General features: G+C 64.5%; 17 protein-coding genes. 11 read left to right on the plus strand and 6 right to left on the minus strand.

The window, feature by feature from the left end; all coding sequences use genetic code 11:
• Window positions 1-52: 52 nt before the first annotated feature.
• The gene (gene infC, locus IVB40_RS35305; RefSeq protein WP_155809540.1) at window positions 53-592 is read left to right on the plus strand and encodes a translation initiation factor IF-3; all 540 of its coding nucleotides are present in this window, start codon (window positions 53-55) and stop codon (window positions 590-592) included.
• A gap of 154 nt (window positions 593-746) precedes the next feature.
• Here infC and IVB40_RS35310 read toward each other — a convergent pair whose 3' ends face one another.
• Window positions 747-1,151 carry a hypothetical protein gene (locus IVB40_RS35310; protein ID WP_027566193.1) on the minus strand — a complete coding sequence of 135 codons (405 nt, stop codon included), beginning with the start codon at window positions 1,149-1,151 and terminating at the stop codon, window positions 747-749.
• 270 nt (window positions 1,152-1,421) lie between these two features.
• Here IVB40_RS35310 and rpmI point away from each other — a divergent pair, with 270 nt between their 5' ends.
• Window positions 1,422-1,622 carry a 50S ribosomal protein L35 gene (gene rpmI, locus IVB40_RS35315; RefSeq protein WP_007598540.1) on the plus strand — a complete coding sequence of 67 codons (201 nt, stop codon included), beginning with the start codon at window positions 1,422-1,424 and terminating at the stop codon, window positions 1,620-1,622.
• A gap of 80 nt (window positions 1,623-1,702) precedes the next feature.
• A complete protein-coding gene (rplT, locus tag IVB40_RS35320; protein WP_007598538.1) occupies window positions 1,703-2,062 on the plus strand; it encodes a 50S ribosomal protein L20 in 360 nt (119 codons plus the stop codon).
• Between the two features lie 11 nt (window positions 2,063-2,073).
• Here the strand turns inward: rplT and IVB40_RS35325 are convergent, their stop codons facing one another.
• A complete protein-coding gene (locus tag IVB40_RS35325) occupies window positions 2,074-2,484 on the minus strand; it encodes a hypothetical protein (protein WP_247817748.1) in 411 nt (136 codons plus the stop codon).
• Window positions 2,485-2,634: 150 nt separating this feature from the next.
• On the opposite strand from IVB40_RS35325, the gene pheS reads away from it, so the two are divergent.
• Genes pheS through IVB40_RS35340 form a run of 3 tightly spaced genes read left to right on the plus strand, consistent with a single transcriptional unit; the run spans window position 2,635 to window position 6,916 of the window.
• Window positions 2,635-3,717 carry a phenylalanine--tRNA ligase subunit alpha gene (gene pheS, locus IVB40_RS35330; protein ID WP_106944075.1) on the plus strand — a complete coding sequence of 361 codons (1,083 nt, stop codon included), beginning with the start codon at window positions 2,635-2,637 and terminating at the stop codon, window positions 3,715-3,717.
• On the plus strand, window positions 3,714-6,122 hold the full coding sequence (gene pheT, locus IVB40_RS35335) for a phenylalanine--tRNA ligase subunit beta (RefSeq protein ID WP_247817749.1): 2,409 nt from the start codon (window positions 3,714-3,716) through the stop codon (window positions 6,120-6,122). The genes pheS and pheT overlap by 4 nt, the downstream gene beginning before the upstream one ends.
• Before the next feature lie 23 nt (window positions 6,123-6,145).
• Window positions 6,146-6,916 carry a sulfite exporter TauE/SafE family protein gene (locus IVB40_RS35340; protein ID WP_247817750.1) on the plus strand — a complete coding sequence of 257 codons (771 nt, stop codon included), beginning with the start codon at window positions 6,146-6,148 and terminating at the stop codon, window positions 6,914-6,916.
• A 143-nt stretch (window positions 6,917-7,059) separates the two neighbouring features.
• Here the strand turns inward: IVB40_RS35340 and IVB40_RS35345 are convergent, their stop codons facing one another.
• Window positions 7,060-8,448, minus strand: coding sequence for an FAD-dependent oxidoreductase (locus IVB40_RS35345; protein ID WP_247817751.1), 1,389 nt, complete (start codon window positions 8,446-8,448; stop codon window positions 7,060-7,062).
• Window positions 8,449-8,640: 192 nt separating this feature from the next.
• Between IVB40_RS35345 and IVB40_RS35350 the strand changes: the two genes are divergently transcribed.
• Complete coding sequence (locus IVB40_RS35350) at window positions 8,641-9,609, plus strand: YiiX/YebB-like N1pC/P60 family cysteine hydrolase (RefSeq protein ID WP_247357389.1); 969 nt, start codon at window positions 8,641-8,643, stop codon at window positions 9,607-9,609.
• 59 nt (window positions 9,610-9,668) lie between these two features.
• On the opposite strand, the gene IVB40_RS35355 is transcribed toward IVB40_RS35350, so the two are convergent.
• Window positions 9,669-9,944 carry a metal-sensitive transcriptional regulator gene (locus tag IVB40_RS35355; RefSeq protein WP_007598521.1) on the minus strand — a complete coding sequence of 92 codons (276 nt, stop codon included), beginning with the start codon at window positions 9,942-9,944 and terminating at the stop codon, window positions 9,669-9,671.
• A 50-nt stretch (window positions 9,945-9,994) separates the two neighbouring features.
• Here IVB40_RS35355 and IVB40_RS35360 point away from each other — a divergent pair, with 50 nt between their 5' ends.
• Window positions 9,995-12,430, plus strand: coding sequence for a heavy metal translocating P-type ATPase (locus tag IVB40_RS35360; RefSeq protein WP_247817752.1), 2,436 nt, complete (start codon window positions 9,995-9,997; stop codon window positions 12,428-12,430).
• A gap of 52 nt (window positions 12,431-12,482) precedes the next feature.
• On the plus strand, window positions 12,483-12,929 hold the full coding sequence (nikR, locus tag IVB40_RS35365) for a nickel-responsive transcriptional regulator NikR (RefSeq protein WP_247285069.1): 447 nt from the start codon (window positions 12,483-12,485) through the stop codon (window positions 12,927-12,929).
• Window positions 12,930-13,000: 71 nt separating this feature from the next.
• On the opposite strand, the gene IVB40_RS35370 is transcribed toward nikR, so the two are convergent.
• Window positions 13,001-13,945 carry a hydroxymethylglutaryl-CoA lyase gene (locus tag IVB40_RS35370; protein ID WP_247817753.1) on the minus strand — a complete coding sequence of 315 codons (945 nt, stop codon included), beginning with the start codon at window positions 13,943-13,945 and terminating at the stop codon, window positions 13,001-13,003.
• On the minus strand, window positions 13,942-15,135 hold the full coding sequence (locus tag IVB40_RS35375; RefSeq protein ID WP_247817754.1) for a CoA transferase: 1,194 nt from the start codon (window positions 15,133-15,135) through the stop codon (window positions 13,942-13,944). The genes IVB40_RS35370 and IVB40_RS35375 overlap by 4 nt, the downstream gene beginning before the upstream one ends.
• 181 nt (window positions 15,136-15,316) lie before the next feature.
• Between IVB40_RS35375 and IVB40_RS35380 the strand changes: the two genes are divergently transcribed.
• Both IVB40_RS35380 and IVB40_RS35385 read left to right on the plus strand, forming a co-directional pair.
• The gene (locus tag IVB40_RS35380) at window positions 15,317-16,057 is read left to right on the plus strand and encodes a sulfate transporter family protein (protein ID WP_027566204.1); all 741 of its coding nucleotides are present in this window, start codon (window positions 15,317-15,319) and stop codon (window positions 16,055-16,057) included.
• Between the two features lie 229 nt (window positions 16,058-16,286).
• Window positions 16,287-17,081 (plus strand): phytanoyl-CoA dioxygenase family protein, encoded by a 795-nt coding sequence (locus tag IVB40_RS35385; RefSeq protein ID WP_247817755.1) that lies wholly within the window; start codon window positions 16,287-16,289, stop codon window positions 17,079-17,081.
• Window positions 17,082-17,127 lie beyond the last annotated feature (46 nt).

The raw sequence follows: 17,127 nt of genomic DNA on the forward strand, positions 1-17,127 counted from the left end.
CGTATCTTCCTGCAAAATAGCCGCCTCTTTTCATAACTTTGGAGAACCACCCATTCGCCGTCCAAATAAAGCCCCGCCCACTGCCGCCAAAGACGGGCCGCGCATCAATGACGATATTCGCAATGCGCAGATCCAGCTGATCGATCAGACCGGTGACAACAAGGGCACCATCGAGACCGTCGCGGCTATCCGCTTGGCCCAGGAAGCCGGCATGGATCTGGTCGAGATCTCGCCGAACGTCAGCCCTCCCGTCTGCAAGATCATGGACTACGGGAAGTATAAGTACGCCGCGCAGAAAAAAGCCACTGAAGCCCGCAAGCGGCAGAAGATCGTCGAGATCAAGGAGATCAAGCTCCGCCCGATGATCGACGACCACGATTACGAAGTGAAGATGCGCGCCATGCAGCGGTTCTTCGAAGAAGGCGACAAGGTCAAGATCACCCTGCGCTATCGCGGCCGCGAAATGGCGCACCAGGAGATCGGCACCAAGCTGCTCGACAAGATCAAGACCGACGTCGCCGAGCTCGCCAAGGTGGAGCAGGACGCGCGGTTCGAGGGCCGTCAGGTCGTCATGGTTCTGGCGCCGCGCTGACGCCGGTTCTTTAGGCTGAAGAATTCAACGGCCCGTCCGGATCTCCGGCGGGCCGTTTTGTTTTTGTCGGATATTCGAGCCGCGAGCACCGCTGCGACCTCTCCGGCTTGCGGGAGAGGGAGCGCACCTCCATCGCGGAGATGGCTCGCTCGAATTACGTCCTTGTCGCTTGCCAGATGCCGCTGCAGCGGTCGCCGGAGATGATGCCGTGCCAGGAGCCGGTCCCGGCCGCACCGGCGAGCCGGCCGCCGCCGCTGGCATGGGACGCCCCGACCGAAACCTCGACCGCGACGCCACCGCTGCGATTGACCTTGCCGGAGACCCGGCCACCGCCGGCGGACGACACCCGACTGCCGGCGACGGTGAAGGGAACGCTGTAGCCGGAGCTGCAATTGCCACGGGTGGTGGCGAAGGTGACGTTCCAGACGCCGTCATAGCCGCGGATGCGAGCATCGGCAGTCGACGGAAACGCAGCCATGGCGAGCACAGCCAACAGCGCCAGGCGGCGCGGACGAGCGACATCCGTCAAAGACGGAAGCGATTGGGAAAAATAGGGCATTTTAATCCTGCTCCGGGCGGCACGGCTCGGACATGAGGTTAGCAATTCCGGATAGTCGGCGGCTAGGTTCCACCGGTTCATCGTTGCCAATTCGCCCGTCCTCTGTCATAAGCCCAGCCTTCATTGCCCGGCTGATTAAGGGCTGCCGTGGCGGTGTCCGTGCGGGTTTCGCGCTTGTTCGTAAAACCTGAGCACAATCAACGCTCTAACGAGCATTTTGACGGCCAGCCGCCTTCGCGGGCGGATTTCTATGGCCATTAGGAGAGCCAAATGCCCAAGCTGAAGACCAAATCGGGCGCTAAAAAGCGCTTCAAGGTGACTGCCACCGGCAAAGTGATGTTCGCTCATCGCAGCAAGCGTCACGGCATGATCAAGCGGACGAAGAAGCAGATCCGGCAGCTGCGCGGCACCGCCGTGCTGTTCAAGACCGACGGCGACAACGTCAAGAAGTACTTCTTGCCGAACGCCTGATCGCGTCCACGATCATTGCCCCCCGCGCCGCAGCTTTCGCGGCGATCCGAACATCAAGTCACTTCTGAAGGATTTTTGTCATGGCTCGCGTCAAACGCGGTGTGACCGCCCACGCCAAGCACAAGAAAGTCTACAAGGCCGCCAAGGGTTTCCGTGGCCGCCGCAAGAACACGATCCGCACCGCCAAGCCGGCGGTCGAGAAGGCTCTCGTGTATGCCTTCCGTGATCGCAAGCGCAAGAAGCGGACGTTCCGCGCGCTCTGGATCCAGCGCATCAACGCTGCCGTGCGTCCGTTCGGCCTGACCTACAGCCGCTTTATCGACGGCATGGCCAAGTCCGGGATCACCGTGGATCGCAAGGTGCTGTCGGATCTCGCAATCAACGAGCCGGCGTCGTTCCAGGCGATCGCCGAGAAGGCCAAGGCCGCTCTGGCGGCCTGAGCACGCCCGCGCTAACGGCCGGCTCCGCCGGCTTTCAGCGCGCGTTGCGAGTAGCGCTGGGCGATCTCCGCCCGGCAGAATGCTGTGAACGACAGATACATGGTGCCGGATTTATTCCGGTACTTCCGGTCGCACACGCGCAGCTCGCGTTGGTAAGCCCGTTTCCGCGCAATGTTGAGGCCGGGCATGAAGTCCGCCTCGCATTTCTTCTCGACGGCGGCGCCGAGCTGGACATCGCCGCTCGCGGTCAATTGGCAATCCTGAAACACCTTCATCGCACTTTCGCAGCCCTTCTGGGCACCGATGGTGTCGACGACCTCGTCCAGCGTCATGGATTTCTCCATGCAGACCATGGCGCGCGCCGGGGTGCTCGCGACCAAGAGAACGACGGCGAGAGCAGCCAGACCGGATCTTGAGAGCATCGCGAAAGCCTCCTCGTATCCTCCTTGGTGCCAGCCTCCCGCGCGAGGTTCAACCCAGCCGCTCGTCAGCCCGAATGACCGGCTTTTCGCTTGACGTTACGGCCTTCGGGCGGCGACAACCCAGCCGAATTTGGCAGCAGGGATTTGACCGTGTCCGACCTCGCAACGCTCGAAACATCCATCCTCGACCAGATCGCCGCCGCCGGCGACGAGGCCGCCCTCGAAGCGGTACGCGTCGCAGCCCTCGGCAAGAAGGGCTCGATCTCGGCGCTGCTTGCCACGCTCGGAAAAATGTCGCCGGACGAGCGCAAGACGCAAGGCGCTGCGATCAACCAGGCCAAGGACAAGGTCACCGAAGCGCTGGCCGCGCGGCGCGACGTCTTGAAGTCGGCGGCACTCGACGCGCGGCTTGCGTCGGAAACCATCGACGTCACCCTGCCGCTGCGCGATGCGCCGGCTGAGGCCGGCCGCATCCATCCGCTGAGCCAGGTCTGGGACGAGCTGACCACGATCTTTGCCGACATGGGCTTCTCGGTCGCCGAAGGCCCCGATATCGAGACCGACGACTACAACTTCACAAAGCTGAATTTTCCGGAAGGCCATCCCGCGCGCGAGATGCACGACACCTTCTTCTTCCATCCGAAGGAGGACGGCTCCCGCATGCTGTTGCGCACCCACACCTCGCCGGTGCAGGTGCGCACCATGCTGAGCCAGAAGCCGCCGATCCGCGTGATCTGCCCGGGCCGCACCTATCGCATCGATTCGGATGCGACCCACACGCCGCAATTCCACCAGGTCGAAGGCCTCGTCATCGACAAGCACTCCCATCTCGGCCACCTCAAATGGATCCTGCACGAGTTCTGCAAGGCGTTCTTCGAGGTCGATCACATCAACATGCGCTTCCGGCCCTCGTTCTTCCCGTTCACCGAACCGTCGCTGGAAGTCGACATCCAGTGCCGCCGCGACAAAGGCGAGATCCGCTTCGGCGAGGGCGAGGACTGGCTCGAGATTCTCGGCTGCGGCATGGTGCATCCGAACGTGCTGCGCGCCTGCGGCATCGATCCCGACGAGTACCAAGGCTTCGCCTGGGGCATGGGCATCGACCGCATCGCCATGCTGAAATACGGCATCGCCGATTTGCGCCAGCTGTTCGACAGCGACGTCCGCTGGCTGTCCCATTACGGCTTCAAGCCGCTGGAAGTGCCGACGCTCGCGGGAGGGCTGAGCTCGTGAAATTCACCCTCTCCTGGCTGAAGGAACATCTCGACACCGACGAGCCCTTGGACAAGCTCGCCGAGAAGCTCACCATGATCGGACTCGAGGTCGAGAACATCGAGGACAAGGCGAAGGCGCTGAAGCCCTTCACCATCGCGAAGGTGATATCCGCCGAGCAGCATCCGAATGCGGATCGGCTGCGCGTCTGCATGGTCGACACCGGCGACGGTGGCGCGCCGGTGCAGGTGGTGTGCGGCGCGCCGAATGCGCGTGCGGGGCTCGTCAGCGTGTTTTCGCCGCCCGGCACCTACATTCCCGGCAAGGACATCACGCTCGGTGTCGGCACCATCCGCGGCGTCGAGAGCCGCGGCATGCTGTGCTCGGCGGCCGAACTGCAGATTTCCAACGACCATGACGGCATCATGGAATTGCCCGCGGATGCGCCGATCGGCGCTGCTTACGCCGCATGGGCGGGCCTCGGCGATCCCGTAGTCGAGATCAATCTGACGCCGAACCGGCAGGACTGCACCGGCGTGCACGGCATCGCGCGCGATCTTGCCGCCGCCGACATGGGCAAGTTCAAGGACCCCACCATCAAGCCGATCAAGGGCGAATTCTCGTGCCCGGTGAAGGTCACGGTTGAGGACGCCGCGCTGTGCCCGGGTTTTGCGCTTCGTCTCGTGCGTGGCGTGAAGAACGGACCGTCGCCGGAATGGCTGCAGAAGCGGCTGACCGCGATCGGCCTGCGCCCGATCAACGCGCTGGTCGATATCACCAACTTCATGACCTATGATCGCGCACGGCCGCTCCACGTGTTCGACGCAAAGAAAGTGAAGGGCAATCTCGTGGTGCGCCGCGCCCGTGACGGCGAGACGCTGCTCGCGCTCGACGGCCGCAGCTACAATCTCGATCCCGCTATTTGCGTGATCGCGGACGAGCACGGCGTCGAATCGCTCGCCGGCATCATGGGCGGCGAGGCCTCGGGCTGCGACGAGACCACCACCGACGTGCTGATCGAATCGGCGCTGTGGAACGAGATCAACATCGCCCAGACCGGCCGCAAGCTCGGCATCAATTCGGATGCGCGCTATCGTTTCGAGCGCGGTGTCGATCCGGCCTTCATGGTGCCGGGGCTGGAGCTCGCGACGAAACTGGTGATGGAGATGTGCGGCGGCACGCCGTCCGAGAACGTCGTGGTCGGCAAGACCTTCGGCGACGACCGCGTGATCGATTTTCCGGTCACCGAGGTCAAGCGGCTCTCGGGCATCGAAGTGCCGATGCCGGAGATGAAGCGCATCCTGACCCATCTCGGCTTCATGATGGCGGGCCCAGGGCCTGTCGTGAAGGTCGCGGTGCCGTCGTGGCGGACCGACGTGCACGGCAAGGCCGACATCGTCGAGGAAGTCGTCCGCATCCACGGCGTCGACAAGGTGCCGATGACGCCGTTCGAGCGCGGCGAGGACGCACGCAAACCCGTGCTGACCCCGCTCCAGCTCCGCACCCGCCGCGCCAGGCGCGCGCTGGCGAGCCGCGGCATCATCGAAGCGGTGACCTGGTCCTTCATCACCAAGTCCGCCGCAAAGCTGTTCGGCGGCGGCCAGCGCGAGCTCGAGGTCGCCAACCCGATCGCGTCGGATTTGTCCGACATGCGCCCGACCCTGTTGGCGGGCCTGATCGCGGCGGCGCAGGCCAATGCCGATCACGGCTTTGGCGATGTCGCGCTGTTCGAGGTCGGGCAGGTGTTCAAGGGCGATCGGCCGCAGGATCAGTTCATGGCGGCAAGCGGCGCCCGCCGCGGCTTTGCGTCGTCGCAAGGTCTGGGACGGCACTGGTCGGGTTCGGCGCAGGCTGATCTGTTCGACGGCAAGGCGGATGCGCTCGCGGTGCTCGCCGCCGCCGGCGCACCGATGCAGGCCCTTCAGATCGTCGCGGGCGGCCCGTCCTGGCTGCATCCCGGGCGATCCGGTACGATCCAGATCGGGCCGCAGAACGTGCTGGGTTATTTCGGAGAGATGCATCCGCGCGCACTCGAGGCGCTCGGTGCCGGCGGCCCGCTGATGGTATTCGAGGTGATCCTCGACCGCATCCCCGAGGCGAAGAAGAAGCCGACCCGTGCCAAGCCCGTGATCGAGCTGTCGGCATTCCAGCCGGTCTCACGCGATTTCGCCTTCATCGTCGATCGTACCGTGAAGAGCGGCGATATCGTGCGCGCGGCTCAGGGCGTCGACAAGAAGCTGATCACCGCCGTGAACGTGTTCGACGTCTACGAAGGCAAGGGCATCGACGATGGCAAAAAGTCGATCGCCATCGCGGTAACGATCCAGCCGCGCGAAAAGACCCTGACCGACCAGGAGATCGAGGCCGTCGCCGCGAAGATCGTGGCGGAGGTGACGAAGAAGACCGGCGGCACTTTGAGAGCATGATCATGCTCGAGAAATCATAGAGTATGAGTCTCACTGACATTCTTCCAAAGGACGTCAGCCTCACTGTTGCGATGGCACTCTGCGCCGTCGCTTTCGTTTCGGGCACCGCGCGCGGCTTCTCCGGCTTCGGCTCGGCCCTGATCTTCATGCCGCTGGCGAGCAGCATCGCGGCGCCGCGTCTGGTTGCCGCGCTGCTCCTCGTGATCGACTTCGTCGCGGCCGCGCCGCTGCTGCCCGACGCCTGGCGCAAGGCCGACCGCAAGGCCACCGCCGTGATCGTGCTGGGCGCGCTGGTCGGCGTCCCCGTCGGCACCTATTTCCTCAGCGTGCTCGAACCCGTCACGACGAGATGGATCATCTCCTGCTTCGTCGCCGCGCTGCTGCTTCTGTTGCTGTCGGGCTGGCGCTATCGCGGCAAGGACCACGCTTGGCTTTCGGTCGGCATCGGCAGCCTCTCCGGCTTCTGCAGCGGCCTCGCCCAGACCGGCGGCCCGCCGATCGTCGGCTATTGGCTCGGCCGCCCCATCGCCCCGATCGTCGCGCGCGCCAACATCCTGCTGTTTTTCGGCGCGTCGGACTTCTTCTCGATGATCAGTTACGCGACCACCGGCCTGATCAGCCGAGAATCGCTGGTGCTTTCGCTCATCGTCGGTCCGGTCTATGCGATCGGCGTCGCCTTTGGCGCGTCGCTGTTCGGCCGCGCCAGCGAGAAAGTGTTTCGCGCCATTTGCTACGCGTTGATCGCGGTGGCCGTGATTGCAGGACTGCCGGTGCTGGATGGGGTGTTGCGGTAGCCATCAATTGTCGTCCTGGCGAAAGCCAGGACCCATCACCCCGGTCAGCGTTTATAACCCCAGGCTTTCGCCAAACCACTTCCTGGGGTCATGGGTCCTGGATCTGCGCTGCGCTTGTCCAGGACGACGATGACTCAATTGCCCTATTGCCGCGGCGCTCTGCGCTTCTTCGTCGACTGCGTCGGGACATCGGCCGGCTCGTCCTTGAGCGCGCCGATCTTGCGCAAGGCCGCGTCCGCGGCCCGCTCGCCGCTTTCCCAGGCGCCGTCGACGGTGCCCCACAGCGTCTCGTGCGTGGCTTCGCCGGCGAGGAACATGTTGCCGATCGGCTCGGCAAGGATTCTTCGCGAGAGCTGACCGCCGGGCGAGGCCGCCGACATCGCACCCATCACGAACGGCGAGGCGTTCCAGCGCGTCACGCTGGCTTTCTGCACGGCGGCGGCTACCTCGCTGCCGAACAGCTTCGTGATCCATTCTCTGGCGAAGGCCGTCATCGCCTTCTCGCCTTGCTGGGTGAGATCGCGGCCGAACGAGCCGCCGACATCGATCGAGCATAGCGAGGAACCGCCGATATTGGCGAACATCAGCGCCGTGCGCGTCGAATTGCTCTGCTCGATCAGGATGTCGTCGCGCGACAGGCCGAGCGGATTGCCCGGCAGTTGCAGCACGATGTGATCATAACTTCCGAGCGTAAGCTTTGACGCGGCATCGAGCGTACGCTTGGGAATGTCAGGCCCAAACTTGATCGCGCCCGAAATCAGCACATTGGTCGAGACCGTGATGATGGCGGCGCGGGCGGCGATCCTGCCGGCCTGTGTCTCCACGCTGACGTCGCGATTGCTCCAGACGATCCGGCTCGCCGGCGTCGACAGCGCGACCGGCGCCTGCTCACCGAGTTTGGTGATCAGGGTCCCCAGGCCCTGGCGGCAGGCGATCGCGGCGTTGCGATCCTGTGCCCGCGCCTTGTCGATCGCAGACAACTCCTTCAGGTCCTTGCCGGCGAAGCTCGCGCCCAGCATGAACTCGGCCGCGCCGGCCCAGTCGCCGAGGTCCTTCGGCAGCACCGAGGCGCAGGCTGTATCAAGCTTGCCGCGCGCGGCCTCATCGATGGCGCGGTTGGCGCGCACCAGCGCCGCCAGGAACTCCTCGGTCTCGCCGGCGCGTGCGTTGCGGCGACCGATGCGCATCTTCTGGCCTGACGGCGCCGGCAGAACGTCGAGCCCGGCGCTGCGCGCCAGCCGGATCATCGGATTGGTGTCGGGATTGTGCATCCAGCGCGCGCCGCGATCGAACGGCGTGTCGAAGGTGGTCGTATCCGTGATGCAGCGGCCGCCGATCTGCGACGCAGCTTCCACCACCACGACCTTGCGATTGGCCGCCATGATGCGCCGCGCCGCGGCAATTCCGGCCGCGCCCGCACCGATCACGACGATGTCAGCCTCCCGCGGCAGGGTCGCGGCGGTTGCGCTCAGGACCGGCATCGCGGCAAGGCCCGCCGATGCCGATAGGAACCTGCGGCGCGTGATTGTCATGGCATGGTTTCCGGAGACTTGCAGCAAACGGGAACAGCTAGCGAACCTTGCCGTATCTGATGTTGCGCGGCAACCATCATGGTGAATCAATCGTGCTTGATGTCACAGAGCGATGAACCGAATTGCAACACGTTCAGACCATGGTAGAGAAGAGAAAAAGACGGCCGGAAAAGGCCGTGGGGGAGTTTTGAAATGGGGACGGTCCTTGATTCAGTCGGCAAGCTGATTGCCGCGTACCTCTCGAAGGAGGTGCCGGGCTATGAGCCGTTCACGCCGAGCGACCCCGAGCATCTGCGCGGCGTCATCGAGCCGGGCGACGTGCTGCTGGTCGAGGGCAACAACCGCATCTCGGGCATCATCAAATATCTGACGCAGTCGACCTGGTCCCACGGCGCACTCTATGTCGGCCCGATCGAGGGCGCGGAAGAGCCCGACGGCGAGCCGCACGTGCTGATCGAGGCCAATATCGGCGAAGGCGTCACCTCCGCGCCGCTGTCGAAATATTTCCCCTATCACACCCGCGTCTGCCGCCCGGTCGGGCTGTCCTATGAGGACCGCACCACGGTCTGCCGCTATGCGATCAACCGCATCGGCTTCGGCTACGACACCAAGAACATCGTCGACCTGATGCGCTTTCTGTTTCCGCTGCCGATCCCGCAGCGCTGGCGGCGCCGCATGATCTCGATCGGCTCGGGCGATCCCACCAAGATCATCTGCTCGGCCCTGATCGCGCAGGCGTTCGACGCCGTGCGTTACCCGATCCTGCCGAAGATCACCAAGGCCGGCAGCCGTGCTGCCCGCCGCGAGATCCTGCACATCCGCGATTCCTCGCTCTACATGCCCCGCGACTTCGACATCTCGCCCTATTTCGAAGTCGTCAAACCCACCATCGTGCACGGCTTCGACTACACCGCCTTGCACTGGGCCGACAAGCAGAAGCCGCTCGAGGAGGTAGCCGGCACCTTCGGTGTGTTTCCAGAAACGTTCAGTGCGCCGCCGCTCGTTCCTGAAGCGTTTGACGAAGAGGCGCCGGTTTCGGCTGAAGAAGTGATGCGTGAGGCGGCTGCGGAGATGAGCGTTGCCTTCTCCGAGCATTTTGTGCTGCTGAACGATCTCGCAAAGTACCGCGCGCAGGGACACGCGTTGGAGATGGCGGCTTAGCCGTCCCTCCAACATCGTCATTGCGAGCGCAGCGAAGCGCTCCTCGCAATGACGGCGACCTACCGCTCCGCCCGCCCAATCACCGCCATCAGTTCCGCGATCTTCTCGCGCTGGTCGGCCTTGTCGCCGCTCGCGATCGCATGCTCGACGCAATGGGCGACGTGATCCTTCAAAACCTCTTCCTCTACCCGGCGCAGCGCGGCGCGCACCGCCGAGATCTGCGTGACGATGTCGATGCAATAGCGGTCTTCCTCGACCATTTTCGAGAGGCCGCGAACCTGCCCCTCGATCCGGCCGAGACGTTTTCCGACAGATGCCTTGATGTCCTTGCGCATGCGGACTATATACCCCCCCAGGGTATAACTTGCAAGGCCGGAGCGTGGCAATGAACGACGCCGAACACGAGCACCATCACAAGCCGGAAACACATTCCGGATGCGGCTGTTCCAGTAAAGTTGCCCCGGTCGACAAGCCCGCCGCTGCCTCCTGCTGCGGCGCGCACGGCGATCACGCGCATGACCACGGCGCCGCGGCAAAAGTCCGCGATCCCGTCTGCGGCATGACCGTCGATCCTGCGACGTCCAAGCACCGCTTCGACCATGACGGCGAGACCTTCCATTTCTGCTCGGCCGGCTGCCGCGCCAAATTCGCCGAGGATCCCGCAAAGTACCTCGCAAAGGACAAAACGCCCGAGCCCGAGATGCCGGCGGGCACGATCTACACCTGCCCGATGCATCCGCAGATTCGCCAGGCCGGACCCGGAAGCTGCCCGATCTGCGGCATGGCGCTGGAGCCGGAAGTGGCGAGCCTGGAGACGGGCCCCAATCCCGAGCTTGCCGACATGACGCGGCGGTTCTGGATCGGCGGCGCGCTGGCTTTGCCGGCAGTGGTGCTGGAGATGGGCGGCCATCTCGCGGGCCCGCACAACTGGATCGATGCGACGCTGTCGAACTGGATCCAGCTCGTCTTCGCCACGCCTGTGGTGCTGTGGGCCGGTTGGCCGTTCTTCGTCCGCGGCTGGCAGTCGCTGCTGACGCGCAACCTCAACATGTTCACGCTGATCGCGATGGGCACGGGCGTTGCCTATGTCTACAGCCTGATCGGCACCATCGCGCCGCAGATTTTTCCGGCCACCTTCCGCGGCCATGAAGGCGCGGTCGCGGTTTATTTTGAGGCCGCGGCGGTCATCACCGTGCTGGTGCTGCTCGGGCAGGTGCTGGAGCTGCGCGCACGCGACGCGACCTCGGGTGCGATCAAGGCGCTGCTGCAGCTCGCCCCTAAGACCGCGCGCCGCGTCGATGCTGACGGCAGCGAGCACGAGGTCGAGATCGACGCACTTCATGCCGGTGACCGCCTGCGCGTGCGTCCGGGCGAGAAAGTGCCGGTCGACGGCGTCATTCTGGAAGGCCGTTCCTCGCTCGACGAGTCGCTCGTCACAGGCGAATCCATGCCGGTCACCAAGGAGACCGGCGCGAAGGTGATCGCCGGCACGCTCAACCAGTCCGGCAGCTTCATCATGCGCGCCGACAAGGTAGGCCGTGAGACGCTGCTGTCGCAGATCGTGCAGATGGTCGCGGACGCGCAGCGCTCGCGCGCGCCGATCCAGCGTCTCGCCGACCAGGTCGCGGGCTGGTTCGTGCCGATGGTGATTGCGTTCGCGGTCGCTGCCTTTGCGGCCTGGACCTGGTTCGGGCCGGAGCCGCGGCTGGCCTTTGGCCTCGTCGCCGCCGTCAGCGTGCTGATCATCGCCTGCCCCTGTGCGCTCGGCCTGGCGACCCCGATGTCGATCATGGTCGGCGTCGGCCGCGGCGCGCAAGCAGGCGTCCTGATCAAGAACGCCGAGGCGCTGGAGCGGATGGAGAAGATTGATACCCTGGTGGTCGACAAGACCGGCACGCTGACCGAGGGCAAGCCGAAGGTGGTCGCGATCGTGCCGGCCGCCGGTTTTGCGGAAGACGACATCCTCCGCATGGCCGCCAGCGTCGAGCGCGCCAGCGAGCATCCTCTGGCCGACGCGATCATGCGCGCGGCGAAGGAGAAGCAGCTCGCGCTGGGCCAGGTCGAGCAATTCGATTCGCCGACCGGCAAGGGCGCGACCGGCAAGGTCGATGGCAAAACCATTGTGCTCGGCAATGCCCGATATCTGACGTCGATCGGCGTCGACACCAAAACCCTCGATGGCGAGGCCGAACGGCTGCGCGGCGATGGCGCGACCGTGATCAACATGGCCGTCGACGGCCGGCTTGCCGGCCTGTTCGCGATCGCCGATCCGGTCAAGGCTTCGACCCCGGAGGCGCTGAAGGCACTGGCGGCCGAGGGCATCAAGGTCATCATGCTGACCGGCGACAACCGCACCACGGCGGAAGCCGTGGCGCGCAGGCTCGGCATCGCCGATGTCGAGGCCGAGGTGCTGCCGGACCAGAAGAGCGCGGTGGTGACGAAGCTGCAGAAGGCCGGCCGCAGCGTCGCGATGGCCGGTGACGGCGTCAACGACGCGCCGGCGCTGGCCGCTGCCGAAGTCGGCATCGCCATGGGCACCGGCACTGATGTGGCGATGGAGAGCGCCGGCGTCACGCTGCTGAAGGGCGATCTCACCGGCATCGTGCGGGCGCGAAAACTGTCGCAGGCGACGATGAGCAACATCCGGCAAAACCTGTTCTTCGCCTTCATCTACAACGCCGCAGGCATTCCGATCGCGGCCGGCATCCTCTATCCAACTTTCGGCGTGCTACTGTCGCCGATCATCGCCGCGGCCGCGATGGCGCTGTCCTCGGTCAGCGTGGTCGGGAACGCGCTGCGGCTGCGGGCAACGCGGCTGTGAGCGTCGCGGAATCCGTGTAAAATGGCATCGAGCGCGGGGGGGGAGCATCTTGATGCAGCGAATTACGATCACGATCGAAGACGATCTGCTGGCAGAGATCGACGCTGCGGCGGAAGCGCGCGGCTACCAGAACCGATCCGAGATCATCCGCGATCTCGCGCGCGCCGGCTTGCAACAGAGCAGCGAGGACACCGCACAGGCCGGGCCCTGCGTCGCCGGTCTCGTCTATGTCTACGACCACGCCGCCCGCGATCTCTCAAAACGCCTGGTGCAGGAATTCCATGGTCACCACGACCTCGCGCTGGCGACGCTGCACGTCCATCTCGACGACAACAATTGCATGGAGATGACGGCACTGCGCGGCGACGCCTCCGAGGTCAGACATTTCGCCGACCACATCATCGCCGAACGCGGCGTGCGTTATGGCCGTGTGGTGATGATTCCGACGGGGGACGGTAAGCAGGCGAAGGCGCGGAAGCAGGCGCACCGGCATGAGTAGATTTGCCGAATAGACGGTGCGTTCCCCTCTCCCCTTGTGGGAGAGAAGGGAAGAGCATTCCGCTTGCGGATTTAAGCTGCCTTCGCATTCCCACCCGGCAACCCGGCCCGCGCGATGCCGCCATACAGCGTTTCGTTCGGCATCTCCTCGCGCAGGATCCTGCGCACCGTGATCAGTTTCTCCAAATCGATGCCGGTCGGAAAACCCTTGCTCTCGCACAGGAACACGAGATCCTCGAACACGACATTGCCGGTCGCACCGGGCGCGAAGGGGCAGCCGCCGAGGCCGCCGAGCGAGCCGTCGAGGATTCGCGCGCCTTCGTCGAGCGCGGCGGCCGCGTTCGCGATGCCCATGCCGCGGGTGTCGTGGAGATGGATGCAGATCGGCTTTGACCCTGCAAGCTTCACGGCGGCGCGCGTCAGCTCCGCCACCTGCTTCGGCCCGGCATAACCGACGGTGTCGGCGATGCCGACGAAATCGACACCAGCCTCCAGGCATTTGTCGACCAGCCGCAGCACCTCCGCAGGGTCAACCGCCCCGGTGATCGAGCAGCCCAGCGCCATCGAGATCGCCGCGTTGACGAGCGGCTTGTGGCTGGTGGCATCGCGCAGCTCGCACAGGCGTTTCAGATTGGCGATCGCGGACTCGCGCGAGCGGTGCGCATTGGCCTGGCTGTGCTCTTCCGTTGCCGAGACCACCGAGGCGATCTCGCCGACGCCGGATTCCAGCGCCTCGTTGACGCCGCGCTCGTTGAGCGCAAGCGCGATGCCATGCGCGCCGGGCAATGAAGCGACGGTCGCGACGACATTACGAACATCGACGAATTGCGGAAACGTCTTTGCCGGCAGGAACGAGCCGACCTCGAAATGCCGCACGCCGGCGGCATATTCCTCGCGCACCCAGCGCTGCTTGGCGTCGGTCGACGGAATTTTCTTCACGAGCTGGAGCCCGTCGCGCAGGCCGACTTCGCGCAGGCTGACGCGCTCTGCGGGGTAAATCCCCTGAATCCGGCTCATCCGCGCCTCCCTGTTGTTTTTGACGTGACGTCTTCGCTTTCGGTGTCGATCTCGGCGCGAACGGCCGCAGTGTCGGCGCCGAGCGGCGCGACCTTCAGGCCTTCGCCGATATGGCTGCCGTTCCATTCGATCGGCAGCGCCGGCACCCGGAACGGCTTGCCGTCGGCGGTGACATTGTTGACGAGCCCACCCGGCCGCAGCACATGTGGGTCGGTGAAGAGATCCTCGGGACGGTTGATCGGCGAGAAGCAGATGTTGAGCGCATCGAGCCTCTGCGACAGTTTTGTCACGTCCCATTGCCTGATGATCCCGGCGGCGCGCGGAATGATCCGCCCGCGCGCCAGGATGCGATCGGTCGTGCTGCGCAAGGCGGGATCATCGAGGAATTCAGTCAGGCCGAACTCGCGGCAAAAGCTCTGCCAATGGCCTTCAGTGACGACGCCGATGAAGATGCGCTCGCCGCCGGCGGTCTCGAAGATGTCGTAGATCGGCCAGGCATGCTCGCGCTCCGGCATCGAGCGCGGCTTGTTGCCGGTCATCTCGTATTCGACCATGTGCTGGGCAACCAGGAACAGGCAGTTCTCGAACAGGCCGATGCGAATGTCGGCGCCATCGCGTTTTCCACCGCGCTTCTGATAGAGCGCCGCGAGGATCGCGATCACGCCGAACATGCCGCCCATGATGTCGTTGGCGGACGAGCCGACGCGCTGCGGCTTTTCGCTGGTGCCGGTCATGGCGGCAAGGCCCGCCATCATCTGCACGACCTCGTCGAGCGCGGGGCGGTGCTCGTAGGGACCCGAGAGAAAACCCTTGTGGCCGGCGATGATCAGCTCTGGATGCCGGCGGCGCAGTTCGTCGGCGCCAAGCCCCTGCTTCTCAAGCTGGCCGTCGCGAAAATTCTCAAGGAACACGTCGGCCGTCGCCAGCAGCCGGTGCATGGTGTCGCGATCCTCAGGCTTCTCGAAATCCAGCACCACGCTGCGCTTGCCGCGGTTGAACAACGGGAAGAAGGCGGTGCCCATGCCCCCCAGGCTTCGGGTCTTGTCGCCCGCGGGCGGCTCGACCTTGATCACGTCGGCTCCGAGTTGTGCCAGGATCATGCCGCAGGTCGGGCCCATGACCATGTGGGTCATCTCGACGACGCGGACGCCTGCAAGCGGCAATCCGGCCGCCGATTCTTCCATCGCCATATAAGCCTGTTCCTTTGCGCGGCTGGTTCCGCGTGCTGTCTGAAGCAACCGTCTTGCCGAATTCATCGTGGCTTCGTTGATGCGAGCGGTCAATCCGGCCATAAGCGGCGCCGCCGATCTCCCTTGCCGAAGTGGCCCGGGGTGTCTACCTCTCGCGGGTGATGTCGTGAGAGGAACTCCCATGCTGGATGCCGCCGTCAAGGCGCTGTCGCAAATGATTTCGCCGCCGATGCGCTCGATCCTGTGGCGGTCGATCGGCGTCGCACTGGTGCTGATCATCGTGCTGGCGATCGGCTTGCAGCGGCTCCTGAGCTGGTTTGCGACCTATGGCGAGGCCTGGCTGGAAGGCCTGCTCGGTCCGGGCTGGCACTCATCGCTCGAGGTGTTGTCCTGGATCATTTCGATCGCCGCGGGCCTCGGCGTCGTGTTCGGGGCTGTGTTCCTGATGCCCGCGATTACCTCGGTGGTGGCGAGCCTGTTCGTGGACGACGTCGCCGACATCGTCGAGCGCGAGCACTATCCGGCCGAGCGGCCGGGCGTCGCGCTGCCGTTCAGCCAAGCGATCTACGAGGGCGTCAAGACCGCGCTGCTGACGATCCTGGTCTACCTGATCGCCTTGCCGCTGGTGCTTTTCGCGGGCGCCGGTTTCCTGGTCTTCTTCCTCGCCACCGCCTGGCTGCTCGGCCGCGAATATTTCGAGCTCGCGGCGATGCGGTTTCGCTCGCCGGAAGAAGCCAAGGCGATGCGGCGCGACAATGCCGCAACCATCTTCACCGCGGGCCTGTTCATCGCAGCCTTCGTCTCAATCCCGATCGTGAACCTGGCGACGCCGATCTTCGCCATGGCCTTCATGGTCCACATGCACAAGCGGCTCTCAGGCCCGCGGCCAGAGCTGATCGAGCCGGCGCGACAGATGCGGTAGAGCACAGGTCGGACGAGCAAACCTGGCGGCGCGATCATACGACGCGCCCTGGTCGGAACGTTCCGGTCCGCCGCATCTTGATTTTGCCCTTTGCCTCCGTATAGGTTCGCGGCATGATTTTCACGTCCACATTCCTCCCGCTGATCTGAGCGACCAAGTCGTTTCGGCGCACCGCGCCAATCAGATCACAACGGCTGCGCTGACGCGATGGCCGAACGGAGAATGTGCAATGCCCAAAACCGAGCGCGTCGGCGTGACCTCTTGTCAGGTCCGGGACTTCATCGACGACGGTTTCATCAAGATCGAGAACGCCTTCAGCACGCAGCTTGCGGAGCAATGCAGGGACGAATTGTGGGCGGATATTGGTCTGTCGCCACATGAGCCCGAAAGCTGGACCCGGCCGGTCATTCGGGTGGGATCGAAGTCTTCGCCACCATTCATCGAAGCCGCCAACACGCCGATCCTGCACGAAGCCTATGACCAACTCGCGGGTGACCGTCGCTGGATCGTGCCCAAAGCGCTCGGGACTTTTCCGATCCGCTTTCCCTCACCGGAATCCCCGGGTGATGATGGCTGGCATGTGGACATGAGTTTTGGCTTCGGCAATCCAGACTTCATGCAGTGGCGCGTTAATGTTAGGAGCAGCGGACGCGCATTGCTGATGCTCTTCCTGTTCTCGGACGTAGGCCCTGATGATGCGCCAACCAAGATACGGAAAGGTTCGCACGCCACCATCGCCCGGGAGCTACTGCCCTATGGCGATGCAGGCGCAACGCTGGAGCAGATCTCTGCCAACGGTTACGCTTCTACGGAAGATTGCGAGGTTGAGCTGGCAATTGGTGCGGCAGGTACCGCTTATCTGTGCCATCCATTCCTGGTTCACGCCGCGCAACCTCACCGGGGGAAGCGCCCGCGTTTCATGGCACAGCCACCGCTGCTGCCAACAGGCGAGTTCGACCCGGCGTTGCCACCCTCGCCGGTTCAGATCGCCATCCGTCAGGCTTGTGGGCTAACGACGCCATGATCAGACTGCATCGAGGACCACCGACCTCGGATACGTCTGGATCCTG

The sequence above is a fragment of the Bradyrhizobium sp. 40 genome, assembly GCF_023100925.1.
In the GTDB taxonomy this organism is placed as follows: Bacteria; Pseudomonadota; Alphaproteobacteria; order Rhizobiales; family Xanthobacteraceae; genus Bradyrhizobium.